The 26095-nt window shown below is 54.4% G+C and carries 25 protein-coding genes; 20 read left to right on the forward strand and 5 right to left on the reverse strand.

The window, feature by feature from the left end:
• Positions 1–107 precede the first annotated feature (107 nt).
• Positions 108–506, forward strand: coding sequence for a JDVT-CTERM system glutamic-type intramembrane protease (mrtJ, locus tag Q4606_RS00305; protein WP_303595001.1), 399 nt, complete (start codon positions 108–110; stop codon positions 504–506).
• A gap of 79 nt (positions 507–585) precedes the next feature.
• Entirely contained in the window at positions 586–774 is a 189-nt protein-coding gene (locus Q4606_RS00310; protein WP_303606336.1) for a hypothetical protein, read from the forward strand.
• Positions 775–929: 155 nt separating this feature from the next.
• On the opposite strand, the gene Q4606_RS00315 is transcribed toward Q4606_RS00310, so the two are convergent.
• Positions 930–1655, reverse strand: coding sequence for an OmpW family protein (locus Q4606_RS00315; RefSeq protein WP_303594995.1), 726 nt, complete (start codon positions 1653–1655; stop codon positions 930–932).
• 157 nt (positions 1656–1812) lie between these two features.
• Positions 1813–2283: a helix-turn-helix domain-containing protein gene (locus Q4606_RS00320; RefSeq protein WP_303606337.1), complete on the reverse strand. Its 471-nt coding sequence runs from the start codon at positions 2281–2283 to the stop codon at positions 1813–1815.
• Between the two features lie 132 nt (positions 2284–2415).
• Here Q4606_RS00320 and Q4606_RS00325 point away from each other — a divergent pair, with 132 nt between their 5' ends.
• Entirely contained in the window at positions 2416–3528 is a 1113-nt protein-coding gene (locus Q4606_RS00325; protein ID WP_303594991.1) for an NADH:flavin oxidoreductase, read from the forward strand.
• Positions 3529–3643: 115 nt separating this feature from the next.
• On the opposite strand, the gene pntB is transcribed toward Q4606_RS00325, so the two are convergent.
• Positions 3644–5041, reverse strand: a complete 1398-nt coding sequence (gene pntB / locus Q4606_RS00330) for a Re/Si-specific NAD(P)(+) transhydrogenase subunit beta (protein WP_303594990.1) — start codon at positions 5039–5041, stop codon at positions 3644–3646.
• Between the two features lie 12 nt (positions 5042–5053).
• Entirely contained in the window at positions 5054–6631 is a 1578-nt protein-coding gene (locus tag Q4606_RS00335; RefSeq protein ID WP_303606338.1) for a Re/Si-specific NAD(P)(+) transhydrogenase subunit alpha, read from the reverse strand.
• A gap of 229 nt (positions 6632–6860) precedes the next feature.
• Here Q4606_RS00335 and Q4606_RS00340 point away from each other — a divergent pair, with 229 nt between their 5' ends.
• The 7 genes from Q4606_RS00340 (at position 6861) to Q4606_RS00370 (ending at position 18030) form a co-directional block, all read left to right on the forward strand.
• Positions 6861–7922: a putative zinc-binding metallopeptidase gene (locus Q4606_RS00340; RefSeq protein WP_303606339.1), complete on the forward strand. Its 1062-nt coding sequence runs from the start codon at positions 6861–6863 to the stop codon at positions 7920–7922.
• A gap of 56 nt (positions 7923–7978) precedes the next feature.
• Entirely contained in the window at positions 7979–9439 is a 1461-nt protein-coding gene (locus tag Q4606_RS00345) for a circularly permuted type 2 ATP-grasp protein (protein WP_303594984.1), read from the forward strand.
• A 1-nt stretch (position 9440) separates the two neighbouring features.
• Complete coding sequence (locus Q4606_RS00350; RefSeq protein ID WP_303606340.1) at positions 9441–10379, forward strand: alpha-E domain-containing protein; 939 nt, start codon at positions 9441–9443, stop codon at positions 10377–10379.
• Positions 10380–10414: 35 nt separating this feature from the next.
• Complete coding sequence (locus Q4606_RS00355) at positions 10415–13744, forward strand: DUF2126 domain-containing protein (RefSeq protein WP_303606341.1); 3330 nt, start codon at positions 10415–10417, stop codon at positions 13742–13744.
• A gap of 74 nt (positions 13745–13818) precedes the next feature.
• Complete coding sequence (locus Q4606_RS00360; protein ID WP_303606342.1) at positions 13819–16323, forward strand: circularly permuted type 2 ATP-grasp protein; 2505 nt, start codon at positions 13819–13821, stop codon at positions 16321–16323.
• A 10-nt stretch (positions 16324–16333) separates the two neighbouring features.
• Positions 16334–17287: a transglutaminase family protein gene (locus tag Q4606_RS00365; RefSeq protein WP_303594977.1), complete on the forward strand. Its 954-nt coding sequence runs from the start codon at positions 16334–16336 to the stop codon at positions 17285–17287.
• 119 nt (positions 17288–17406) lie between these two features.
• A complete protein-coding gene (locus Q4606_RS00370) occupies positions 17407–18030 on the forward strand; it encodes a MarC family protein (protein WP_303594976.1) in 624 nt (207 codons plus the stop codon).
• A gap of 21 nt (positions 18031–18051) precedes the next feature.
• On the opposite strand, the gene Q4606_RS00375 is transcribed toward Q4606_RS00370, so the two are convergent.
• Positions 18052–19563 (reverse strand): acetyl-CoA hydrolase/transferase family protein, encoded by a 1512-nt coding sequence (locus Q4606_RS00375; protein WP_303594975.1) that lies wholly within the window; start codon positions 19561–19563, stop codon positions 18052–18054.
• Positions 19564–19737: 174 nt separating this feature from the next.
• Between Q4606_RS00375 and Q4606_RS00380 the strand changes: the two genes are divergently transcribed.
• From Q4606_RS00380 to Q4606_RS00425, 10 genes are all read left to right on the forward strand, one after another.
• On the forward strand, positions 19738–20301 hold the full coding sequence (locus tag Q4606_RS00380; protein WP_303606343.1) for a gamma-glutamylcyclotransferase: 564 nt from the start codon (positions 19738–19740) through the stop codon (positions 20299–20301).
• A gap of 736 nt (positions 20302–21037) precedes the next feature.
• Complete coding sequence (locus tag Q4606_RS00385; protein ID WP_303595914.1) at positions 21038–21358, forward strand: HU family DNA-binding protein; 321 nt, start codon at positions 21038–21040, stop codon at positions 21356–21358.
• A 2-nt stretch (positions 21359–21360) separates the two neighbouring features.
• The gene (locus Q4606_RS00390) at positions 21361–21768 is read left to right on the forward strand and encodes a hypothetical protein (RefSeq protein ID WP_303595915.1); all 408 of its coding nucleotides are present in this window, start codon (positions 21361–21363) and stop codon (positions 21766–21768) included.
• A 93-nt stretch (positions 21769–21861) separates the two neighbouring features.
• Positions 21862–22611 carry a DUF4145 domain-containing protein gene (locus Q4606_RS00395; protein ID WP_303595916.1) on the forward strand — a complete coding sequence of 250 codons (750 nt, stop codon included), beginning with the start codon at positions 21862–21864 and terminating at the stop codon, positions 22609–22611.
• A gap of 82 nt (positions 22612–22693) precedes the next feature.
• The gene (locus Q4606_RS00400; protein WP_303595917.1) at positions 22694–23362 is read left to right on the forward strand and encodes a hypothetical protein; all 669 of its coding nucleotides are present in this window, start codon (positions 22694–22696) and stop codon (positions 23360–23362) included.
• Positions 23363–23460: 98 nt separating this feature from the next.
• Positions 23461–24159, forward strand: coding sequence for a DUF4145 domain-containing protein (locus tag Q4606_RS00405; RefSeq protein WP_303606344.1), 699 nt, complete (start codon positions 23461–23463; stop codon positions 24157–24159).
• Positions 24160–24367: 208 nt separating this feature from the next.
• Entirely contained in the window at positions 24368–24502 is a 135-nt protein-coding gene (locus Q4606_RS00410) for a hypothetical protein (RefSeq protein ID WP_303606345.1), read from the forward strand.
• 234 nt (positions 24503–24736) lie between these two features.
• Entirely contained in the window at positions 24737–24994 is a 258-nt protein-coding gene (locus Q4606_RS00415; protein ID WP_303594968.1) for a type II toxin-antitoxin system Phd/YefM family antitoxin, read from the forward strand.
• Positions 24982–25284, forward strand: a complete 303-nt coding sequence (locus tag Q4606_RS00420; RefSeq protein WP_303594966.1) for a type II toxin-antitoxin system RelE/ParE family toxin — start codon at positions 24982–24984, stop codon at positions 25282–25284. Before Q4606_RS00415 ends, Q4606_RS00420 begins: the two co-directional genes overlap by 13 nt.
• A 99-nt stretch (positions 25285–25383) precedes the next feature.
• On the forward strand, positions 25384–26088 hold the full coding sequence (locus Q4606_RS00425; RefSeq protein ID WP_303606346.1) for a hypothetical protein: 705 nt from the start codon (positions 25384–25386) through the stop codon (positions 26086–26088).
• The last annotated feature ends 7 nt before the right edge of the window (positions 26089–26095 follow it).

Consider the following 26095-nt stretch of genomic DNA (forward strand, 5'->3'; position numbering starts at 1 on the left):
GCTCTTTGCGGGACAAGGCTTTTCCACTCATGCACCAAAGCGTTTCTTTAAAACAACAGCTGGGTTTAACACGCCCGACAAAGCTGTGTGAAGACAGGCACTTTGTGGTGGCGTTAATTGCCGGCTGCAGCCTGAGTGTCGCTATTGGCGCCTTGGCGGGCAGAGGCGCCGAGCTTGATACGAGCTGGATGGCATTGGTTTCTCTGGTTTTGTGGGCTCCGGTGGTCGAGGAGTTTGCCTTTCGCGGCGTCGTACAGGGCTACCTGGGTGACACTGCGTTTGGCAAGCGTTGTCTGGCTGGGCTTTCTTTCGCTAACCTGATTGCAGCGCTTCTGTTTACGGTCTGGCACCTGGTCTACAGAACCGATCTTCTGGCTTGGCTGGTGTTTTTTCCGGCGCTGGCGTTCGGCTACTTCCGGGATCGTCACGGGTCACTGGTGCCTTGTGTGATTCTTCACGGCGCCTGGAACGCTGCTCTGTTACCTGGCTGGTATCTGTTTTCCTGAGCCTCACAAAAAACCCGGCGTTGACGGAGATGCAGATTTCAACCTGGGTAATGGGGGGCAGGATACTATCGGATACGCGTTGCCGGTATCCAATACAGCGGTTGCACCTTTCACAGTTGAATCCACGCTTTATTACCAGAACATTCGGCCGACCTTTGTCGAGGCGGTTCACGGGGAGCATCCATGGATTGCTGAATTTGCGGGTGTTGTCAGCCAGAACCCGCCGCGTGCGGAAGTGCTGGCGTCGGTGAGCTTCCAGGTGCAATAAGCTGATCAATGGGGAGGGGTAACCCGGGGTGCAGTGAGGGAAAGCCAGGTTCAGGGATAAACCTTCAGACAAAAAAATGCGGAGCCATAAGGCTCCGCACAAGAAATCTACGCTCCGGCAGCCAACAGACCGTGGCAGCTGCCGGTATACGAGTATCAGAACTTGTAGGTGAAACCTACCATGTAGACCATTGGGTCGATTTCGACTTCGAACTCGTCGGTCTGGGCTACGTAGCCGCCGTTGGCATCGTAAACCTTAATGGTTGCGTCGGTGTTGATATCCGCCCACCAGACAGCAGCGTTCAAGCCGAAGTTTTCGCTCAGCATATAGTCAATGCCTGCCTCAAAGGCAACGCCGACGCTGTCGTCCAGATTCAGTTTGGTGGTCGCTCCGGGAAGGCCGACTGTCGCAGCAACTGCACCGTTGAGTGTGTCTGTAGTCTTTTCTTCAAAGAAGGTTGTGTAGTTCACGCCCACGCCGACGTACGGTTGCAGTGCGGAGCTGCTGTGCATCGGGTAGTACTGAAGGGTAACTGTTGGCGGCAGGTGCTTGGTTTCGGCCAGCTTGCCGGCGCCCTCAAGATCCCCGGCACCACTGATATTGTGCTTGAAAGGAGTAGCACCCAACACGCCTACGCCCAGATTGTTTGTAAACATATAGGTTGCACGAATGCCGAGCTGTGCATTGGCGTCCACCGCAACGCGCGCGTCAGACCCGAAAATGGGGTCGCCAGCTACAGTGATAACTTCACTTGAATCGTCTGGCGCCACTTCCACAACACCAGCACGCAGAATGAAATCGCCTGCTTCAAAAGCCTGGGCTGCTGGTGCAACGGCCATTACTGCGGCTGCGATCACGCTGAGCTTGAACGTATGGGACATATCTATCTCCTTAACCTGAATCGTTGATGCGCCAAGAATAAAGGCCTCAGAGATAGGAAAGTTGATATAGCGCAATAATCAGGCCTGGACGATTTGCGTTAGTACTGCAGATTGATGCAACTCAAGAAAAGGGCTGGGAACTTTATTTTGCTGGTTGTCAGGCTGAGTCTTTTTTGCTGCCGGGGGAGCTTGCGTCAGGCACGAAAACGTCCCTCACGGTGATGGGTTCGCCATCGGCATTTCGTACCTGGATTGTCTGAACAGGCTGCCCTGTGGCCCGGTCGCGCAGATCCAGTGGTGCTTCATCCGGTGCCGGGTTCCATTTGTCCCCCCACTGGCGCAGGGCAATGACCACCGGGAACAGATCCCGTCCTTTCTCGGTAAGCCGGTATTCGAAGCGCGAGCCATGTTCACCCACTTCAACTTTCTTGAGCACTCCGTTATCCACGAGGCGGGCAAGGCGGTCGCACAGGATATTCTTGGCAATTCCCAGCTCCTGCTGGAAATCCACAAAACGTCGGGTCCCGTACATGGCGTGCAGCACAATAAGCAGCGACCACCAGTCCCCGACCTGATTCAGGGCGCGGGCGACGGAGCAATTGGAATCATCAAAACGTTTTCTTGCCATGGATCCGAGTGTACATAATTGGGTTGCATCTTAAAACCAGATTAAATAGAGTTGCGTTAAGAGACCAAATTAGTGAGGTAGCTAATAGGCTGCTTTGCGGGTTAGTCATCACTTTTAAGGGAGTAGTCACTCATGGCCATGAATCTGGGCCCGATGTTCGAATCATTCGATATTCACAACCTTACCCTACGCAACCGGGTTGCCATGGCGCCCATGACCCGGAATTTCTCGCCCAAAGGTGTTCCGGGTGAAAACGTGGTCGCTTACTATCGGCGCCGCGCCGAGGCAGGTGTGGGACTTATCATTACTGAAGGCACTACGGTGAATCATCCAGGTGCCAACGGTTATCCCAATGTTCCGGCCTTTCATGGCGACGAAGCGCTTGCAGGGTGGAAGAAAGTGGTTGATGCGGTGCATGAAGCTGGCGGCGCTATTTTCCCCCAGCTCTGGCACGTGGGTGCGGTGCGCAAGGAAGGCACAGATCCTGATCCTTCGGTTCCCGGTTACAGCCCGTCTGGCCTGTTTGCACCCGGCAAGCCCAACGGTAAGGCGATGAGCAAAGAAGACATCGAAGATGTGATTACTGCGTTCGCCGATGCCGCGCAGGACGCCAAAGCCCTGGGTTTTGACGGCGTCGAGATTCATGGTGCCCACGGCTATCTGCTTGATCAGTTCCTGTGGGAAGGCACCAACCAGCGTGAAGACGAGTACGGCGGCAGCATGGAAAACCGCCTGCGCTTTGTCGTGGAGATTGTAGAGGCCGTTCGCCATCGTGTGGGCCCCGAGTTTCCCATCATGTTGCGCTTCTCCCAGTGGAAACAGCAGGATTACGAAGCCAAACTGGTTAACAGCCCGGACGAGCTTGAAAAGTTCCTCAAGCCTTTGGTTGAAGCCGGTGTGGATATTTTCCATGCTTCAACCCGTCGTTTCTGGGAGCCGGAGTTTGAAGGTTCCAACCTCAACCTTGCGGGCTGGACGCAGAAGCTGTCTGGCAAGCCGGCCATGTCTGTTGGCAGCGTTGGTCTTACTGAAGACTTCATCAGCGGTACTATGGCCAGCAAGCAAGAGTCCGTGGAACAGTCCGGTATCGACGAACTGGTAGAGCGCATGAATAACCACGAGTTTGAACTGATCGCTGTGGGCCGCGCGCTTCTGCAAGATCCGGAATGGCTGACCAAAGTGAAGGAAGGACGGCTAGGTGAGGTAGACGATTTCGCCCGTAAGTCCCTCACCAAGCTTTACTGAGCCCGGACGGAAGACTTCCTCTCTGCAAGGGAGATCCCGCCATTGGCGAGGTATCTTATGCGGTATCCCGGAGACCGGATACCGCATGTATCACGACTCGCTTGGCTAAATTGGCTTAACCTCTCAGTCCGCTCACCAGTTTGTCGATGCTGTCTTTGGCATCGCCGAACAGCATCCGGGCGTTATCTTTGAAGAACAGCGGGTTTTCCACTCCGGAATAACCGGTTGCCATACCCCGTTTCAGTACCACCACTTGGCGAGCCTTCCACACCTCGAGCACCGGCATTCCGGCGATGGGGCTGCCCGGGTCTTCTGCCGCTGCCGGGTTCACCGTATCGTTGGCGCCGATAACGAGTACCACATCGGTTTCGGGGAAATCCGCGTTGATCTCGTCCATCTCCAGCACTATGTCATAAGGCACATGGGCCTCTGCCAGCAGCACGTTCATATGTCCGGGCAGGCGGCCGGCAACCGGGTGAATTCCGAAGCGTACATTTACGCCACGCTCCCTCAGCAGTTTGGTCATGTCGCTGACCCCGCTCTGGGCCTGTGCCACGGCCATACCGTAGCCGGGAACGATAATCACTGAATCGGCGTTGCGCAGCTCCTCGCACACTTCGTCGGCGCTGATCTCTACAGCCGTCTGGTCTTCCGAGCCTGCTGCGGCAGAGCTGCTGCTGGTCTGGCCGAAACCGCCGAGGATGACGCTGATAAACGACCGGTTCATGGCCTTGCACATGATGTAACTGAGAATAGCACCGCTGCTGCCCACCAGTGCGCCGGTCACGATCAGCAGGTCGTTGCCCAGCATGAAGCCGATAGACGCTGCGGCCCAGCCGGAATAACTGTTGAGCATGGACACCACCACCGGCATATCTGCACCACCAATGGCCATGATGAGATGAACCCCAAGAACAGCGGCTATTACAGTCATCAGCACCAGGGCAAGTATGCCCAGCGCCATGCTCTCTGTGCTCAGGAACCAGGCGCCCAGTAACACCGTTACGGCTATGGCCGCCAGGTTCATCAGGTGCCGGCCGGGCAGGGTGAGGGCTTTGCTGTCGATACGGCCATCCAGCTTGCCGCAGGCCACCAGTGAGCCGGTGAAGGTGACGGCGCCGATAAAGATACCCACAAACACTTCCACCAGCTTAATGGTGTGTTCGGCACCGGTTGTGTGAATCAGCGGCTCGATGTAGCCGGAAAAACCCACCAGTACCGCGGCCATACCCACAAAGCTGTGCAGCAGCGCCACAAGTTGTGGCATCTGTGTCATTTCTACCTTGTTGGCGATGGCGATGCCAATACCGGCCCCCGCAAGCACTGCGATTACAATGGCGACGAGCCCGTTGTCACTGACACTGGCTATGGTCGCGACCAGCGCAATGAGAATGCCGGCTACCCCGTAAAGGTTGCCCCTGCGTGCCGATTCCTGATGGCTCAAGCCTCCCAGGCTAAGAATAAACAATACACTGGCGACCACGTAGGCCACACTGACGAGTCCTGTACTCATGGCGGTCGCCTCCTACTTGCGGAACATTTTGAGCATGCGATGGGTAACCCGGAAGCCCCCACCCACGTTGATGCTGGCAATCAGCACCGCCACAAACGCCATGATCCCGACCACGACGTTTTCCGCCTGGGCCAGGTGCAACATGGCGCCAATCACGATAATGCCGCTGATGGCGTTGGTGACACTCATCAGAGGCGTATGCAGAGAGGCTGTCACGTTCCAGACCACCTGCCAGCCAATAAAGCAGGCCAGCACAAATACCGTGAAGTGACGCAGGAAGCTATCGGGGGCGTGAGCGCCAATGCCGTAAAGTGCAGCAAGGGTGATCACCAGCAAGGTGCCCTTACCAATCAGGCTGCGGCGCCGGGACTCTTTGTGTGCAGCCGCCTTCTGTTCTGCCGAGGGTTCCTCTGTACCCGGCGCGGGCTTGGGGCTGGTTGGTGTCTGTGGCTGAGGAGGTGGCCAGGTGACGTCCTGATCCAGTACCACCGTCAGGCCACGAATCACGTCGTCGTCCATATTTACCTGCGGCTTGCCGTCTTTCTCTGGCGTCAGCTCGGTTAGCAGGTGGAACAGGTTGGTGGCGTAGAGGTCACTGGCGACTTTGGCCATGCGGCTGGGCAGATCCGTGTAGCCGATCAGTGTGACTTCGTGCTGCTCAGTGATTTTTCCAGGCTCGGTGAGTTCGCAGTTGCCACCGCGTTCCGATGCCAGATCGACAATCACACTGCCGGGTTTCATGGATTTTACCATCTCCGCAGTGATCAGTTTGGGGGCCGGCTTGCCAGGAATCAGGGCGGTGGTGATGATGATGTCCACCTCTTTGGCCTGTTCCGCAAACAGTGCCATTTCCGCTTTGATGAACTCGTCGCTCATCTGTTTGGCGTAACCGCCGGTACCACTGCCTTCTTCTTCACCGAAATCCAGCTGAAGAAACTCGGCACCCATGCTTTCTATCTGCTCTTTCACTTCCAGACGGGTATCGAATGCCCGCACAATTGCACCCAGGCTATTGGCCGCGCCCACTGCCGAAAGGCCCGCGACGCCAGCCCCTATCACCATAACTTTAGCCGGCGGCACCTTGCCCGCAGCTGTTACCTGACCAGTGAAAAAACGCCCGAAATTATTGGCCGCCTCGATTACCGCGCGATAGCCAGCTATGTTGGCCATGGCGCTGAGGGCATCCATTTTCTGCGCGCGACTGATGCGGGGCAGGCTGTCGATGGCAAAGGTGGTGATTTTCCGGGCAGCCAGTTTCTCCAGCAGCTCCGGATTTTGCGCCGGCCAGATATAGCTGACCAGAAAAGCCCCCTCTTTCATCAGATCGGCTTCGTGCTTGCCCAGGGCGCCGTTCTCCATGGGAGCGCGCACTTTCAGGATGAAATCTGCTTCCCGCCACAGGGATGTGGGGTCAGCCGCTATCTCCGCGCCGACCTTTTCATAGGCCGCATCAGAGTAGTTGGCGGCTTCTCCGGCGCCGCTTTCAACAGCCACCTCATAGCCAAGGCTGATGAGTTTGTGAACAGAAGGTGGTGTGGCTGCTACTCGCCTTTCATCATTAAAAATTTCCCTGGGGATTCCGATTTTCATCTTTGAGACGCCCTCCGGATTGTCCGATGAACCAGATGCCTGGATACCTACATACTAGTTCAAGTTATCGGATCTACCCGGCGATTGAGATGTTTACCCATTGACCAAATTGGCGCCCAGGTTTTTCGGGATGCTTCCAGAGATTTCGGGGGCCTGCATATTGCGTTTTTGCCGGTATCGCCAATACTGAGAACACGGTCTTGCCGATATCGGCCAAGGATGTCCCCTGATGAAAATGTTTCACTGTGGCCAATGTGCCAGCCTGCTTTACTTTGAAAACAGCTGTTGTACCTCGTGTGGCACAAGCCTGGGTTTTGCCCCGGATGTTATGGATCTGTTGGCAATTAACTCGAAGGACGCTGACACCTGGGAAGATGTCACCAATGGTAACCAGTACAAACTCTGTGGCAATTACCGCAACCAGGGTGCCTGTAACTGGCTCCTACCCGTTTCCGACACTCACACGTTCTGTATCGCCTGTCGCCTGAACCGCACAATTCCCGACCTCAGCGTGGCGCGGAATCACGATCTGTGGGTGCGGCTGGAGAGAGAGAAGCGGCGCCTGGTTTATTCTCTGCTGCGTCTGGGCCTGCCTTGTGAGCCCCGGCAGGAGGATCAATATGGCCTGGCTTTTGATTTTCTCGCGGATCAACCAGCGATGTTCGACGAGCGGGCAAAGGTGATAACCGGCCATTCACACGGCGTTATCACTCTGAATATTGCCGAGGCGGACCCGGTGGAGCGGGAACGTATGCGAAGCCAGATGGCAGAGCCTTACCGCACCGTTTTGGGGCACTTTCGTCACGAATCCGGTCATTATTACTGGGATCATCTGGTCCGGCCCGGCCCCTGGCTGGGCCGGGTTCGCGAAGTATTTGGTGATGATACGAGAGACTACAAACTGGCTCTGGACCAGCATTATCAGTGTGGTCCACCGGCCAACTGGCAAAACAGTTACATCAGTGCCTACGCCAGCAGCCACCCATGGGAAGACTGGGCTGAGACTTGGGCACACTACCTGCATATGGTGGATACACTGGAGACGGCCTGGCAGCTCGGATTACGTGTAAACGCTAAACGGGGATCGGAGATGAATAGCGGGCCGGGCGAGGCGTTTGACCCCTACAGGACCGACGATTTTGATGGGCTGGTCAAACTTTGGTTGCCGCTGACACTTGCGCTTAACAGCCTGAATCGAAGCATGGGGCATGAGCATGCCTACCCCTTCGTGCTGGCGGACCCGGTGGTGGAAAAACTCCGGTTGGTACACCGGATAGTGAATAGCGGTTAACTCAGGTCGCTGAAGAGACGCACCGGTTCGTGCAGTCAGCAATGAAAGGATCCAAGATGAAAAAGAACAAAGTCATTGACTGGAAAAATTACGATCCAACCGAGTTCTTTGACGAGCTTATTGCCGCCAAGGGGCAGCCCCGCGCAGCTGCGACTGCTATTACCGATTACCTCGGAAATCTCGGCTCTGATGAAATACAAGCTCGTCAGCAGGCCGCCGAGCTGGCGATACTGGAGATGGGAATCAGCTTTACGGTCTACAGTGAAGGGGAAAACATAGACCGTGCCTGGCCCTTTGACATCATCCCACGGGTGATTTCCCTGCGGGAGTGGAAAACGATTGAGCAGGGGCTCGCACAACGCCTGACTGCGCTCAATATGTTTATCAACGACATCTATAACGATCAGAATATCGTCAAAGACAAGGTGATACCCAAGAGTGTGTTCGCCAACTCCAAGAATTTTCGCGAGCAATGCCGTGGTTTTACACCACCTCTGGGGGTTTGGGCCCATATTTGCGGGTCTGACCTGGTTCGGGATAAAGACGGTACTGTGTATGTGCTGGAGGACAACCTGCGGGTACCTTCCGGCGTCTCCTACATGCTCGAGAACCGGCATCTGACCAAACGGGTGTTCCCGGAGCTTTTTGATAACACGAATATTCTTCCAGTCGATGACTACACCAATCAGCTATTCGACATGCTGGCATCCATATCGCCTCGCCCACAGGATCATCCGAAAATTGCGGTGTTGACTCCCGGTATCTTCAATTCAGCCTATTTTGAACACTCTTTTCTCGCCCAGCGCATGGGTGCTGAGCTGGTGGAGGGCGCGGACCTGGTGGTCGGTGAGGACGATTGCGTCTACATGCGAACCGTTGAGGGGCTGGAACGAGTGGATGTTATCTACCGTCGTATTGACGATGATTTTCTCGACCCGGAAGTATTCCGGCCGGATTCTACCCTGGGCGTGCCCGGCCTGATGCGGGCCTGGCGCAATGGCAAGGTGGGCCTGGTTAATGCGCCAGGGGCCGGTGTTGCCGACGATAAGGTTATTTACGCGTACGTGCCGGACATGATCCGTTATTACCTGGATGAGGAGCCCATCATCCCCAATGTGCCTACCTGGATGTGTGTCAACAAACAGGATCGTGAGTATGTGCTGGAACACCTTGAGGAGGTGGTTGTTAAACCGGCGAACGAATCCGGGGGCTACGGCATGCTGGTAGGACCGCATTCAACCAAGAAGCAGCGCACCGAGTTCGCTGCTCTGATCAAGAAAAATCCGCGTAATTACGTGGCCCAGCCCACGTTGAGTCTGTCCGTGGCACCGACTTTGTGTGATGAGGGGCTGGCGGCCCGTCATCTGGACCTCAGGCCCTTTGTTTTGCAGGGCGTCAGGACCTATGTCACGTCAGGAGGATTGACCCGGGTGGCGATGCGCAAGGGCTCCCTGGTGGTGAACTCCTCCCAGGGCGGTGGAAGCAAAGATACCTGGATCGTGGACGAGGAGAATTAATGTGCTGTCACGTGTAGCCGAACGACTGTACTGGATGGCCAGGTATCTTGAGCGGGCCGAAAACAACGCCCGGATGATCATGGCCTTTAACTCCCTGGCGTTGGATATGCCCAGGGAAACGCGCCTGTCCTGGAAGGGGCTGGTGGCGGTCACGGGTATGGAAGAGCTCTTTGATCAACATTATCAGCGGGAAGATGAGCGCAACTGCGTGAAATTTCTGATGGCGGATAGCTACAACCCTAGCTCGATAGCATCCTGCATCAAGGCTGCGAGGGAAAACGTGCGTACCACTCGTGATCAGGTTCCCACGGATGCCTGGGAAGTCATCAACGAGCTCTACCGATATACGCTGGAGAACCTGGACCAGGGGATAGGCAAGCGGGCCAGGTACGAGTTTCTAAGCGAGATCGTTGGCCGCTGCCAGATGGTGAACGGGCTTCTTGCCGGATGTATGAGCCATGATACCGGGTACGACTTTATCCGGGTGGGCCGTAATCTGGAGCGGGCCGATATGGGCACACGCCAGATTGAGGTAGGTGCACTGCAGTTTCTGGATGGTTGGGACGGTACTGAAGCCTATGGAGGTCTGCTTTGGACCAGCGTTCTGCGTTATCAGAGTGCGTTCCAGATGTACCGGCAGAACGTTCGGCGCCGGGTTAATGGCCCTTCGGTTATTCGCTTTTTGCTTCAGAACGAGCCTTTTCCGCGGTCTGTTCTGCACAGCCTTGCCGAGGTTGCCGGCGCGCTCGACCGGCTGCCAGTAAACGAGATTCCTCTGCGAACTGCGTTGCAGGCAGTTCGTCATGCTCGCGAGGGCGATGTTGACACGTTGATCCGGAAAGAAGAGGTCATACTCTTTCTGGAGAACCTGCAGCTGGAAATTGGTGAGCTTCACAACGATATTGCTGAGACCTGGTTTCCTGTCTACGAGACAGCCTGAGGTCACCTTTTTCTTTTGAATGTGAGATAGGTTCCATGTCAATTCATGTTGCCCTGAGCCATACCACCCATTACCGATACGATCGCCCCATTACTCTGGGGCCTCAGGTGGTTCGGTTACGCCCCTGTCCGCACGCGCGGACCCGGATCCTGAGTTATTCCCTGAAGATCGAGCCAGAAGACCACTTCATCAACTGGCAGCAGGATCCACAGGCCAATTACCTGGCCCGCCTGGTGTTCCCTGAGAAAACCGCGGAATTCAAGATCGTTGTTGATCTGGTGGCGGAGATGGCGGTGATCAACCCGTTTGATTTCTTCCTTGAGCCGCGGGCGGAAACCATCCCGTTTACTTATGAAGACTGGCAGACAGTTGAACTGGAACCTTACCTTCATAAGCTGCCCGAAACCCCGAAGTTCCGGGACTGGATGGACTCGATTGATCGCACGGAAGCACCCAGCGTGGATTTTCTTGTTGGGGTGAATCAACGCCTTTCCGAGCGGGTCGATTATCTGATCCGGATGGAGCCCGGCGTGCAGACCCCTGAGGAGACCCTGAGTAACGGCTCGGGATCCTGTCGGGATTCTGCGTGGTTGCTGGTTCAGACCCTTCGGTATCTGGGCCTGGCTTCGAGGTTTGTTTCGGGTTACCTCATACAGCTCACAGCAGACCAGAAGGCCCTGGATGGCCCCTCGGGACCGGAAGTCGACTTTACCGATCTGCATGCCTGGTGCGAGGTCTTTCTCCCTGGTGCTGGCTGGGTTGGCCTGGACCCGACCTCCGGCCTGTTCGCCGGCGAAGGGCACATTCCTCTGGCCTGCAGTCCGGACCCGTCTTCGGCCGCTCCGGTGACCGGCATGGCCGAAGAGTGTGACGTTGAATTCGATCACCAGATGAGCGTTACCCGCATCTGGGAGGCCCCACGGGTTACCAAACCCTATACCGATGTTCAGTGGGAGAAGATCGTCGGGCTTGGCCATGAGGTTGATGAGCGTCTGACCGAGTTGGACGTGCGCCTGACCCAGGGTGGTGAACCCACGTTTGTGGCAAACCATGACCGTGACGAGCCCGAGTGGAACACGGAGGCGATGGGCCCCGCCAAACGGTTAAAAGCGATCGAGCTTTACCATCGCATGAAAGATCGGTACGGAGCCGGAGGGCTGGTTCATTTCGGCCAGGGCAAATGGTATCCGGGCGAACCTCTTCCCCGATGGTCTTTGAGTTGTTTCTGGCGCAAGGATGGAGAACCTGTCTGGCGCGATGAGCGTTGGGTAGCGGATGAACGAACGGAGGGCAAGGCCACGCCGGAAGCTGCGCTGCGTTTTCTCAAGGGGCTGGCGGAGCGGTTGGGCGTTGATGCCGGCCAGCTCTTCCCAGCTTATGAAGATGCTTTTTACTACCTTTGGAGAGAGCGTCGCCTTCCGGTCAACGTCGATCCGTTTGATGCCAAACTCGACAATCCGCTGGAGCGTCAGCAGCTGCAGCAGATATTCAGCCGGGGGCTGGATGAGCCCGTGGGCTATGTGCTGCCGCTACGTGTGACGGAAGAAGAGCACGAATGGCAAAGCGGTCCCTGGTTTTTGCGCAGCCAGCGTTGTTACCTGATTCCGGGTGGCTCTCCCATGGGCCACCGGTTGCCCCTCGATAGCCAGCCGTGGGTAGAGGAGGCCGACTACCCCTGGATACACGAGCAGGACCCCTTTGCTCCGCGCAGCGAGCTGCCCGCTAATGAGGAGGTCCGGCAATGGAACAGTCGAGGGCCAACCGGTTCCCTGTCTGCAGACCCCGAGGTGCCAAAGCGGGCGCCCCGCAAAGGCGAGTCCGCGACAGATATCGTCAGGACAGCACTGTGTGTCGAGCCCAGGGACGGGATCCTGCGCATATTCATGCCACCCCTGGCCGAGCTTGAACCTTACCTTGAGTTGGTTACAGCCATTGAACTAACCGCAGCCGAGCTTAAACAACCCGTGTTGCTGGAAGGTTATGAGCCACCCTCCGACCCCCGGATGAACCAGTTCCGGGTTACGCCGGACCCGGGTGTCATTGAGGTGAATGTCCAGCCAGTGAACACCTGGGGTGAACTGGTTGAGCAAACGGAATCCCTCTATGCCGACGCTTACGAATGCCATTTGACGTCCGAGAAATTCATGATGGATGGTCGCCACACGGGCACCGGTGGTGGAAACCATTTTGTGCTCGGCTCCCATAAAGCGGAGGATTCGCCATTTTTGCGGCGGCCGGATCTGTTGCGCAGCCTTATCAGCTACTGGCATAACCACCCCAGCCTGTCGTACCTGTTTTCGGGCCTTTTTATTGGCCCCAGTTCGCAGGCACCACGCATTGATGAGGCCCGCAACGACCACGTATTCGAGATGGAGCTGGCCTTCCGTGAGATGGAGCGGCTATGCCCGATTGGCAAGAAAGTCGCACCCTGGGTGGTGGACCGGCTGCTCCGGGATCTGTTGACGGACGTAACCGGTAATACTCATCGCGCCGAATTCTGTGTCGACAAACTCTATTCTCCGGATGGCCCTACCGGCCGGCTTGGGTTACTGGAACTGCGGGCATTTGAAATGCCGCCCCATGCGCGGATGAGCCTGACCCAGCAGTTGCTGTTGAGAGCCCTGGTAGCTCGTTTCTGGGAGCAGCCTTACGCTCCAACCAGGCTGGTGCGTTGGGGCACGGAACTACACGACCGGTTCTTGCTGCCGCACTTTGTTTGGCAGGATTTCGAAGACGTGATCGACGACATGAAGACGCTTGGTTACCCGCTGGAGAGTGAATGGTTTGCACCCCATTTCGAATTCCGCTTCCCACGAATCGGCGACTATAGGGTAAAAGGCATCACGCTCGAGTTGCGCTCGGCCCTTGAACCCTGGCATGTGACGGGTGAGCACGGTGCGATTGGCGGCACGGCGCGGTATGTGGACTCTTCACTTGAGCGCTTGCAGGTGAAAGTTCGTGGCGCCACGTCGGATCGTTACCAGATCACTTGCAACGAGGTCCCTTTGCCATTACAGCCCACGGGAACGGTAGGTGAATTTGTCGCTGGGGTGCGTTATCGCGCCTGGCAGCCATCACAGTGCATGCACCCGACGATTGGTGTGGATGGTCCGCTGGTTTTCGATGTTGTGGATACGTGGAATGAGCGCAGCCTGGGTGGCTGTGAATATCATGTGACTCACCCGGGTGGTCGCAATTTTGAAACCCTGCCGGTCAATTCGTTTGAGGCAGAAGGCCGGCGTATGGCTCGTTTTTCCCGGATTGGGCACAGTTCGGGGCGGCAGCCCCTGCGCCCGGTACCGGAACGACGGGAGTTTCCGTTTACTCTGGACCTGCGATATCACAATCAGGATAACGAGACTTGAACTCTGATGCTGGCTCCCGAACCCCCAATACGGCTATGCTTCCAGCTCACTGATTCATGGGAGCCAGAAAACAGGTGGCGAAGCAGCACGCAGTAAAGAACATTCTCCGCCAATACCACCCGGTGCCGGACCGGTTTGATGAGCTTGGCTCCAAGGGTTCCGGGCCGGAATCCCACTGGGGTCCTTTGCTGCAACAGCTCAATCTCGAATCAGTTGAAGGTCTGAACCTGAGAGCTCAGACCGTTGCCAATGCCATTGCCGAAGATGGCGTTACCTACAACGTTTACGAAGACCCTCGTGGCGACGCCCGGCCCTGGGAGGTAGACCTTCTGCCTCTGGTGCTCGGCGCCGACGAATGGAAGTGGCTTTCCAGTGCCGTAGCCCAGCGGGCAGAGCTGCTGGACCGGGTTTTGGCAGACCTTTATGGCGGCCAAACCCTGCTCAAAGAGGGGCTTATGCCCCCCGCGCTGGTATACGGCCAAGCTGGCTTTCAGTGGCCTTGTCAGGGTATCCAACCGGCCGGTGGACGATTTTTGCATTTGTACGCATTGGATCTGGCGCGGGCGCCGGACGGTGGTTGGTGGGTGATGGCGGATCGTACTCAAGCGCCATCAGGAGCTGGTTACGCTCTGCAGAATCGGCTGGTGATTTCCCGTGCTTTTCCGGCCCCGTTCCAGAATCTGCCGGTGACCAACCTGTCCGATTTTTTTCAGGGGTTTCAGAGCAGTCTGGCCAGTATGTCTCCTGCCGGGTCGGAGTCGCCCTTGTGTGTTCTGCTGACGCCGGGCCGATTCAATGAGACCTATTTCGAACATGTCTTCCTGGCTCGTTACCTCGGATTACCCTTGGTGGAAGGGCAGGACCTGACCGTACGTGACGATACGGTTTACCTGAAAACACTTCAGGGCCTGCGTCGGGTTCATGCCATTTATCGTCGGCTCGATGATGGTTTCTGTGATCCTTTGGAGCTTCGCGCAGATTCCGTTCTTGGGGTGCCGGGCCTTCTGGGTGCTGTGCGGGCAGGTAAGGTGCTGATGGCGAATGCGCTGGGCTCTGGGGTACTGGAGAGTGCTGCGTTGTTCGGGTTCTTGCCCGAGATCTCGAAAAAGTTACTGGGGTCATCCCTGGCAATGCCGTCGGTGGCTTCCTGGTGGTGTGGAGAAAAGCCGGCCCTTGATTACGTTATCGAACACCTGGATGAGCTGGTTATCAAGCCGGCTTTTGCGAGCATGCGCATGGAGCCGGTGTTTGGCTACCAGGTGAAGGGCGCGGAGCGCGAAGCCCTGATCCGGAAAATGCACGCCCACCCTCATGCATTCGTAGGGCAGGAGCTGGTGCACCTTTCTCAGGCGCCGGTCTGGAAGGGCGATCACGACCAGCCTCTGGCAACACGCTCTATCGGTTTGCGTCTGTTTGCCGCAGCCACGCCTTCCGGCTGGCAAGTGATGCCAGGAGGGCTCACCCGTGTGGCGGTCGATGAAGGTGTCGAAGTGATCTCCATGCAACGGGGAGGGCTTTCCAAAGATACCTGGGTGAAAGGCCCATACACAGCCCCCTCAACATCCCTGATCAAGAAGCGACTGCAGGTCTCGGATTTGCTCGACGGTGAGCGGGATACGCCGTCTCGTGTTGGTGAAAACCTTTTCTGGATGGGGCGCCACTCTGAACGAGCAGAGGCCACAGCCCGGCTTTTGCGCGCGGCCTTCAACCGCTTGTCAGGCCATGACCAGGTCGATGAAGAAGCGTTGCGTGGCTTGCAGCTGGCAGGACTGAGGTTTGGCATCTTTCCTGAAGCCGAAGAAGACGATGTACCCGAGCCTCTTCCCGAAACCTTGCTGAGAGCGGTCAGCGACCCGAAGCTACCAGGCTCAATAGCCTCCATCCTTCAGGCCGTGCTTTTAAATGCCAGCCAGGTCAGAGACCGCCTGTCTTCAGACAACTGGCATACACTCAACCGTCTGGGTAAACCCCTTGCGCCGCCCCCGACCACTGCGGACCAATCCATCCGGGCGTTAAACCTGGTGCTTCTGGATTGCATCTCACTGGCCGGATTTGCCATGGATGACATCACCCGCGACACCAGCTGGGTGTTTCTGGTGATCGGGCGTCGCCTGGAGCGCCTCGCTAATCTTTGTACCCTGATCTGTGTGCCGCTGTTCAGTGACCGGTTCAGCCGTAATGCCATGCTTGAGTGGCTATTGGAAGTCGCGAACTCGGAAGTCACCTACCGAACCCGGTATCGTCGAACACCTGAGCTACTGGGCGTTCTCCATACTCTGGTGATGGACGCCAGCAACCCGCACTCTGTGATGTTTCAGGTTCGTCAGTTGCAGAAGGATTTACCGGAGATGGGGCGGAAAACCGGGCAGCTGTTTCCCCCGGATCTCGGGGAATGCTTGAAAAAGCTGCAGGCGGTGGACCTGCACCCCTTTGAGCACAAGCACATGGACGAAGCCTGTGAGGCCATGGGTGAACTCTTGTGTGAGATGCGCACGGAAGTCTATCGTGTTTCTGATGAAATTCAGCGACAGTGCTTTATTCACACCCGGTTTTCAAACCGTTCCGTGAAACCGGATTGAGGCGGCTGCGATGAAATTTGTTCGTTATCATGTGCGTCATGAGACTCTGTACGAATACGATCAGGTGGTCGGTGAATCCCACCACCTGCTCCGACTTACCCCTCGTGCCTTGCCGTGGCAGAGAAACCTTGAACACCACCTGGCCATTGACCCCGAACCCTCGGTGCGACGTACGTTTCTGGACAGTTTCGGAAACCGGATCACCGCGATTCATTTTACCGCCGACCACGATTTTCTGAAGATAACCAGCGAGTTCTGGGTTGAGTTGCGTGATCGGCCAAAACCCTCTTCAAACAGTGTAAAAGTGGCCTGGGAGAGGGTGCGTGACAGTCTCCGCTACCGCGCAGACCGTAAATTCTCGCCGGAACATCTGGAGGCCTCAGCCTTCCGCTTTGTTTCCCCCAATGTTCCCATAGATTCCCGCTACGCGGCCTATGCCCGCGAGGCATTCCAACCGGGAAGGTCTCTGGTAGAGGCGGCCGATGCGCTAATGAAAAAGATCCATAGCGATTTCAGCTTCGACGCATCGGCAACGGAAACATTCACACCGGTGGAAGAGGCATTTCGGGCCCGCCGGGGCGTGTGTCAGGATTTCACTCACATCATGATTGCTTGCCTGAGATCTATAGGGCTGGCAGCGCGTTACATGAGCGGGTATATACTCACCCATCCGCCGGAGGGCAAAGCCCGTCTGGTTGGCGCCGATGCCACCCATGCCTGGGTCGCCGTTTTCGTGCCGGATTTCGGCTGGCTTGAGCTGGACCCCACAAATGCCATCTGGCCAGACCTGGAGCATATTACCCTGGGGTGGGGGCGGGACTTTTCAGACATCACCCCCATGCGGGGCGTCTTGCTTGGTGGTGGTGAGCACGAACCGGAGATTGCCGTTACTGTTGTTCCTGAGGAAGAGTTCAGGGCGCTATACGCAGATGGCGAAACCTACCTGGAAGAGCCTTCTCAGTAACCGCCCTGGAAGTGCCAGATCGGGATTTCACGAACACTTCATACGTTCACTTCCTTACGGCGGAGAGTGTTGCAGAAAGCTATGCTGGGCAGCTTTCTTTGGCCGTTGGAATTCCCGCAATGCTTGAAACGTTTTTCTCTACCTACATCAGCAGCACGATTCGTTTTCTGTTTCTACTGGCGCCCTTCTTTGCAGTGTCCATGTTTATTGCCTTGACCCGTGGGCTGCCCGCTGCTGAAAAAACTGCGGTTATCCGCCGGGCCTGTATCGCGGCATCTGTTATGGGCGTATTGCTGTTTTTTGGTGGCCCTGTGCTGTTCAGCGCCATTGGTATTACTCTGGATTCTTTCCGTATTGGTGCCGGAACCCTGCTTTTCCTGACGGCCATCAGCCTGGTTACCAGCGGTACCCGTAATCACGCCACTGGCCTGCCAGAAGAGGATCGTGACGACATCGCTGTGGTGCCACTGGCGGTTCCGGTGATGATTGGCCCCGCTACCATAGGTGCCATTCTGGTTTACGGCGCTGAACTCAAGAAGGTGCCGGAAGTGGCCGGCGGCCTGCTGGGATTGCTTTCCGGCTTGCTGATTCTGGGTGTTCTGCTGCACTTGTCTGGCTATCTGGAAAAGGCGCTGGGCAAAACCGGGCTGAATATCCTCTCAAAAATCAGCGGCCTGGTGCTCTCGGCCATGGCCGCCGAAATCGTTCTTACGGGCATTACGGGCTTTATTGCGAGCGTCTGATTTCAGGCGACTTGCCGGACATTACATCCGCCCGGTTTCCTCATAACGCTCATGCCAGCTTAGTGCTTCGCCCAGCAGGTGCGGGGTGTGCATGCCGCGACCGCTGGCGCAGGCGCGTTCAAAATAGTCGCGCAGTTGTGGGCGGAAATCGGGGTGAGCGCATTTTTCAATAATGTTGAGTGCGCGCTGGCGGGGTGGCAGGCCGCGTAGATCTGCCAGGCCTTGTTCGGTGACGACAATCTGTACATCGTGCTCGGTATGATCCACATGGGAAACCATGGGTACGATGGTGGAAATAGCGCCATTTTTAGCCGTAGACGGGGTCATGAAGATGGACAGGTAGCCATTGCGGGCAAAATCTCCCGAGCCGCCAATACCGTTCATGATCCGGGTACCCATTACATGGGTGGAATTCACGTTGCCGTAGATGTCTGCTTCGATCATGCCGTTCATGGCAATAATGCCAAGGCGGCGGATTATTTCCGGGTGGTTGCTGATTTCCTGGGTGCGCAACACGATACGTTCCCGGTAGAAGTCGATGTTGTCAGCCAGTTCCTTGTTTGCTTCCGGGCTGAGCGAGAAGGCTGTCGCGGAGGCCTTGGCCAGTTTGCCGGATTTCAGCATAGCCAGCATGCCGTCCTGAAGCACCTCTGTGTAGGCGGTCAGGTTGTTGAATGGCCCTTCGTTCAGCCCTGCCATCACCGCATTCGCGATGTTGCCTACACCTGACTGCAGTGGTAGCAGATTGGCGGGCAGGCGCTTGTTTTCAACTTCGCTGGTGAAAAACTCAAGCAGGTGATCGGCTATCCGGCGTGAGCTTTCATCGGGATCGCTGAACCGGGAGTTACGGTCCGGAGCATTGGTTTCCACCACTGCAATGATTTTATCCGGTGAACACATGAGGTATTTTGCGCCGAAGTGCTCATCCGGTCGGGTGATGGGGATGGGCTTGCGGCGTGGCGGCAGGGCAGTGCCGTAGTAGACATCGTGCATGCCTTCCAGGCCGGCGCTCTGGCCGTGATTCACTTCCAGAATCACTTTGTCGGCCTGGTCGATCCAGGTTTTGTTGTTGCCAATAGAAGAGGAGGGAATCAAACGGCCATCCTCGGTAATGCCGACAACCTCGATAATGGCAATATTGAGTTTGCCAAAGAAACCGGACCACGCGTGTTGCGCAACGTGGGACAGGTGGATATCAATATATTCCATCTTGCCGTCATTGATTTTCTGGCGGCAGACCGGGTCACTTTGATAGGGCAGGCGTAGTTCGATGCCGTCGACCTCGGCCAGGGCACCGTCAAGCTCCGGGGCTGTTGAGGCACCCGTCCAAACACTGATGCGATAATTCTCACCCTGTGCTTTGCGCTCCCGAATATGCTCTGCCAGGGCTTGGGGAACCTCTTTCGGGTAGCCAGCGCCGGTAAAGCCACTCATGCCGACGTTCACGCCGGATGGAATCAGCGCGGCGGCATCCTTTGCACTCATTATTCGTTTGCGCAGGGCAGGGCAGAGTATTCTGGATGCTGTCGTCATGCTGGCTCCGGTGGGTAGAAGGGTGTGCGATGCAAAAATGCGGAATATTCTACTATAATATTTAGTATTTATGATTAACATCTATAGTGATATTTCCAGATAAATTCTGTTGCGTACCTATGTTGTTGAAATCCGAAGGCTTGCTCTGGATTTTCATGTTTGAGGAGAGGATTTGTGTCAACCGATACCACAGAACACAACCGCAACCGACAGGATTTCTCCGGCGTTGAATCAATCTGGTTGTTTGGTTATGGCTCGCTGATCTACAAAGTGGACTTCCCGTTCCTGGAGCAACGCCCTGCGTCTATTCAGGGTTGGGCCCGCAGGTTCTGGCAGGCCTCCCATGACCATCGCGGTACCCCGGACGCGCCGGGCAGGGTGGTGACTCTTATTGAGCAACCCGGAGCCGAATGCAAAGGCATGGCGTTTCGGGTTTCACCCAAGGTGTTTGAGTATCTGGACGTGCGGGAAAAGAACGGCTATTTACGGTTTTCTACAACTTTGTCGTTTGAAGATGGTGACCCTGCGGAAGGGTTGGTTTACATCGCTACCGAAGATAACGAAGCCTTCCTTGGTCATGCTCCTGAAGCTGATATTGCCCGGCAGATTGCTGCAGCCTCTGGGCCAAGTGGCCCCAACTCCGAATATCTTCTCAGGCTGGCAGAGTCATTGCGGGCACTGGGCGATGACTGTTCACACACGTTTTCTATAGAAACTTTTTTAAAAGCTGGCTCCTGAGTTGGCGACGTAACTTTCAAGCTTCGGAATTTCAAAAAGGAAAAAGTAGTCTACATTGCCCCCGGTACCCAGATAGCCAGTGCAGGTAATAAACGCTGATGTAGGCTCCCAGAAAAAGAGCGGCGGTTAGCCAATGAAACCATTTCGCGATTGCGCCGTAGCTCTCGGCCGTGTTTTTAATGCTCATAAAATTTACCTTGGTTGACAATCACTCTGGCCCTTTGAATAAGCCGCCGTTGGGATCGCCGCGAAAGAAAATCAAAGCCCAATCGGAATTCTTGCATGTAAGGTACCAACGCGGGGGTTAATGCAGAGTTAAGACCGGAGGAATTAGTTCAGCTGAGATGGGAGGCAAACATTTCTTCGATTGCATGCACGCCAGCCTGCACTTCCAACAGCTAGTCGCTTTCTAGTCTGATGCCATGATCAAACTCACTGGTCTAAAATGTTTCCTTTAAACAAAAGCGAACATTCGAGTCAGGCCTTCCCCTGAAGGTTCCAAGCGAATCACTGGCCTTTCATCCAGTATGATTGACGGAGCAAATTACAGACGCCAAATGATTCCGTGGCAGAGCTCACGATGGTGGGCTAAGCTGTTGTTTTATAATTTTATAGGCGGTGCGATGGACGGTTCAGAGTCTGGAATAACGACACAGCTAAATTTTTTTGCAATGATGAAGCGCGTTGTCTAGCTGCTGTTATGTGCGCAAAGAAACTCCGAATGTGAGGAAGAAAAATGAACAAGCAGGAGCTAATTGATTCAGTCGCTGAGCAGACAGGCTTGTCAAAGGCTGATTCCAAAAAAGCCGTAGATGCCGTATTCAGTACCATCTCCAAATCTTTAGGCCGTGGAAAGCCTGTTAATCTGACCGGTTTCGGTACATTCACAGTTCGAGAACGTGCAGCACGAATGGGGCGCAATCCGAGAACCGGCGGAGCTTTGAAAATCGCTCCATCAAAGGTGCCGGCTTTACGGGCTGGCAAAAAGCTCCGAGATACTGTCAAACGAAGCACAGACGATCCAGGTCCTAGTGATTTCGCCAAGTCGGAGAGATGACCATGACCGATAGCGAAAAGCGGACAACAGTCCTTGAGGAGAAACGGCATGTGTCCTCAAAAATCAGTGACCTATCTCGGTATATTGGTTTTGGCCTAGTCGCGGTAGTCTATACGATACTCACATCAGATTCCGGGGCACTCTCAGGTATCTACGAGAGCAAAAATGAGTTGCTGCTGTTGGCAGGCTTTTTTGGGGTTCTCACGATTGTGCTCGATTACACTCAGTTTCTTGCTGGCTATTTTGCTGTTCAAGCAGCGCTAAGTAATGAGATTGACGGGTACCGATATGACGACAAGTCCATTTCATACAGGTTTAGGCGCCTAGCGTTCGGGCTAAAGCAGATTACAGCGCTGGTCGGCGCTGTGATGCTTTTATTTGCTATGAGCGTGTCGATTATACAGACATAACCAGTGCAGGCACGGCGACGCCCACTACATTGCGCCTTCGGCTCCATTTCGTGGGCGCGCATGCTGCAAGCGTTGAGTTCCTGAGGTCAAAGTATGAATGAGCAGCAATACCTCCGGTACCTGAGTTACCGTTTCATCAAACCATTTCATCGGTCATCCACACCAGACTGGAAGTGTCCCCATTGTGAAAACGGTCTTCTTTCCCTGAGGAAAGATTCACTTTTTTACGAAGAAACCCCAGATTCGAGATCTTTGCACTCGCATCCAGATTGGGAGCCTGACTGGATTGACTACCGATTTACCGCTTCCTTTGAATGCAATAAGTGCACAGGTATTACCTTTGTATGTGGGATAGGAAATGAGACTTTTTACCCAGCAGTGGAAGCTGGCGATGAAGATTTCGAAGATATAGAGTTTATCCCAAAATATTTTGAGCCAGCGATCCCGTTATTTGCGATTCCGAAAGGGTGCCCTGATAGCATAGGGAAAATACTAAAGTCTGCATTTTCAGTTGCATGGGCTGATCTGGCATCAGGGTGTAATCGTTTGAGAGTTGCAGTTGAGAAGTTGATATTTGAATTAGATCCAAGCCTTAATGGGACTCTTCACCAAAAACTAGAAGTATTATCAGAGTCCCACAGGGAGCCAGCGCACTTGCTAATGGCAATCAAGTGGTTGGGTAACGACGCTAGCCATGATGGGTCATTGCGTGAATGCGACTTGGCCTTTGGATTCCGAGCGATGGAGAGCGTTCTCAAAGATTTGTATGCTAACGAAAGAGATGAGCTTCGAGATCTTGCAAGCATTGTCAACGCCGGGCGCGGGTCGCCGGCCAGAACTTAACAAGTGGCTGTTGTCGGACGCACCTACGCTGGCGCTCCGGTGCGCCGCAAAGCCATAGCGTTATCAGTCATTGAGGTTCTGAGTGAATAATGAAATTCGGGCGATAATTCAGAAGGCTGAGGAAACGCTCCAAACTGCTCGGTTTGGTTACGAGGATCTCACGTCCGGAAATCGCTACCGAAGATATTCAGGCATCCGGAATTTAGTCGTTTTTGGCCGCTCGGTGACTTTCGTAATTCAAAACCTAAAAACGCCTGTCGGTTCTGATCGGTTTGATGCTTGGTATCAACCGATACAGGCAAAGATGAAGTCTGATGTTCTGATGAAGTATTTCGTCACGCTGAGAAACGAAATACTCAAGCAGGGAAAGCTTCCGGTCAGTACCTCCGCCTCAATCAACTTCTCATCTTCTGACATGGAAAAGTTGGGAACTCCACCCCCAGGAGCCAGCGGATTTTTCATCGGAGATCAAACTGGCGGTAGTGGGTGGGAAATCGAGTTGCCGGATGGGACAAAGGAAAAGTATTACGTTGACCTCCCCGAAAGCATGGCAAAGGTTCAGCAGCACTTCAGCGAACTGCCGGTTCCAGATGATGACGATTTGAAGAAAAAGTCTATCGAAGAGCTTTCCGAATACTACCTGAAGGAACTTGAGGTGGTCGTAGACGAAGCTCGGGAAGCCTTCTTGGATGAGGATACTCAAAGAGCCGGAGGGAAGAGGCTTCCTCCTTATTTAAGAGTAGTGAAATGACTTATAGCTAATGCAGACACGACGATGCCCTCCATTGCGACTTCGGTTTCATTCTGTGGACGTGCATGCTGCAAGCGTTATGAATTACGGAGCGCAGAGTGACAGACAGAGTCAAGATCTATTGCAATACCTGTCAAGGTGAGACCAACCACGACGTTAAGTCTTCTCATGATCAGTCGTTTCATGAAGAGTTTGAAGATCATGGGCAGACCTTTGTTGGCTATTACGAAGAGACACAGTTCCGTTTTCTCATATGTCGTGGTTGCGACACTGCTACTATGGAAGAAAAGTGGACATGCTCAGGAATGTATGACCAAAACGGAGATGAGGTATTTTCCTACAGCTATCATCCAAAAAGGAAAAACCTTGGCGAGCGTCAAGTAAAACGCTTTCACCATGTAGATAAAAAGCTCAACAATTCATACAAAGAAATAGTTACAGCTTTTCAGCAAGGCTTGGAAATTGTGACGGCAATGGGCGTTCGTGCTTTGTTAGAAGGTATCTGTGTTATTGAGGGAATCGACGATAAGAAGGCTTGGGGGCTTGCGAAGAAAATTGAACAGCTGAAAGAATTGCCGAACATTCCGAACACGATTATAGATGGGCTCAATGGCCTTAAGTTCATAGGCGATGATGCAGCCCACCGGTTGAATGCGACTGACAAACACACTCTTTGCTTATCTATTGATCTCTTAGAATCGCTTCTGACTCATCTATACGAAGCACGCATCGATCTCGAGCATAAAGCCAACATGGTAAAGATGACTCATAACAAGAAAAAGCAGTCGGACGTATAAATACGTCGCTGTTTTTGACGTTATCCCCAAACCTGAATGTTCGCTTTGCTACCATTCCGGGCTCCCCGAATTCCTAACCAAAAGCGAACATTCGCCGCATCCCAAACTCCTGGCTTTTATGGCCCTTGGATGGGTAAGAAATAGCCGATCAAGAACTTGGCAAGCGATCAAAAGGGCTGAAGGTTCCAGCACGTCGATCGCCAGTGATATGCGTGTAGATTTCGGTCGTTCGAATGTTGCTATGCCCGAGAATTTCCTGAACCGTCACACGCTTGGTGATTCCCGTGGCCAGAACGGCCTGCCCAAGCCCAATGCGTTCTACCTCAAGATATTGATGTCATGAGAGAACTGCTTGAGGCGCCCGAATTAGACGTTAAGGATATATTGACGAGGTATTCCTATTATCGGGACACCATCGATTATTCCTCCAGAGAAGCTGACGTCCGGGAGTATTGGGGGAAGTCCACGCCAACTACGCTGCGCTCCGCTGGCGCCCATTACCACAGGCGTTAGCTGTTATTGTGTCGCCGCATAGTGATACTATAGTGTCACTATCAGTCTGATTCAGGGTGAGTCCATGAAGGTTGAGCTTGTTACGAACCTCAAGCGCCAAGCCACAAAGATTTTGGCAGAGCTGCACTTGTCCAAAGAGCCGATACTGATCACTGAGCACGGTCAGCCATCCGCATACCTTGTTGATGTGCAAGATTACGAGTTTATGCAGCGCCGACTTGAGCTGCTTGAGGGGCTCTCGCGGGGAGAGCGTGCTGTACTTGAGGGAAGAACGTACAGCCAAAGTGAGGCCAGGGAGAAAATGAGTAAATGGCTGAAGTAATCTGGACAGAGCCCGCCCTTCAAGAATTGGATGCCATTGCTGAGTACATTGCTCTGGATAATCCTGCTGCAGCAAGTCATCTGGTCCAAAAAATTTTCGATAAGACCGGGCGTTTGGAGAATTTTCCCCAATCTGGACGGATTCCTCCCGAGCTCCCTAATTCGGTATACAGGGAGTTAGTGGTTCAACCGTGTCGCATTTTCTATCGTGAGGATGGGAAGCGTGTTCTCGTCCTCTATGTCATGCGAGAGGAGCGGCAGCTCAGGGCTTACATGCTTGGAAACAGCTAACCAGGCGCGTCACTCGGATGCCTTTGCCTCCGCTTCGCTAAATCAAAGTCACCGGTGCGCTTCGGCGTTAGCTCGATGTTCGGCCCAAAGAGTCATTTCATGACGGATTATTATTCAGACAATCTTGATTGGGATACCGTTTATCGGGCGTTTCATGATCCCGCGGGGGTTGCCGAAAATATTACGTCACTATTGGGAAATATTGATGATCCTGTCGTTTTCTGCGGATTTCCAGAGGTGGCAGCAGAACTTTCGCGAAGTTTCGAAATTGTGCATGTCGATAACTCTCCGACAGTTATAGCCAGCAGTCAGGCGCGTTACCCGGGTGTTGCTCATATAGTTCTTTCTGAAATTAGTGAATTTCTGCGATCAAGTAACGCCAAGCATGTCGTGATCTCTGGACGTCTGTCGGCATTTTGGAAAACATCGGAAAATCTGAGGACGGTTGCTGATGCAATTTTGGCTTTCCCACGAGAGTCCGTCTTAATCGATTTCTTTGACGAGGGCCAGGTATTTCCCGGCCAGGTTGTGAATTTTTCTTCGCCGCAAGGCTGCGGTGCTTGGGAGTGTTTGGATGTTGAGCCATCGACGACTCAGGAACCAATGATTACGACTGTTGCGCTAAAAATTGACTATTCGTTGGGCGCAACAAATGCATCTTATGTGGCAAAACGATCATACTTTGATTCATCGTCTCTTAGGCGCTGGACGGAAGAAGCATTTAGCGAATACGAAATGAGCCTGCTTGAGGGGGTAGTGCCAAACGACCCCAGTTTTTCTATTAAGATGGTTCCCCGACGCTGATCGTCCT

The sequence above is a fragment of the Marinobacter sp. 1_MG-2023 genome, assembly GCF_030549045.1.
Classification (GTDB): Bacteria; Pseudomonadota; Gammaproteobacteria; order Pseudomonadales; family Oleiphilaceae; genus Marinobacter.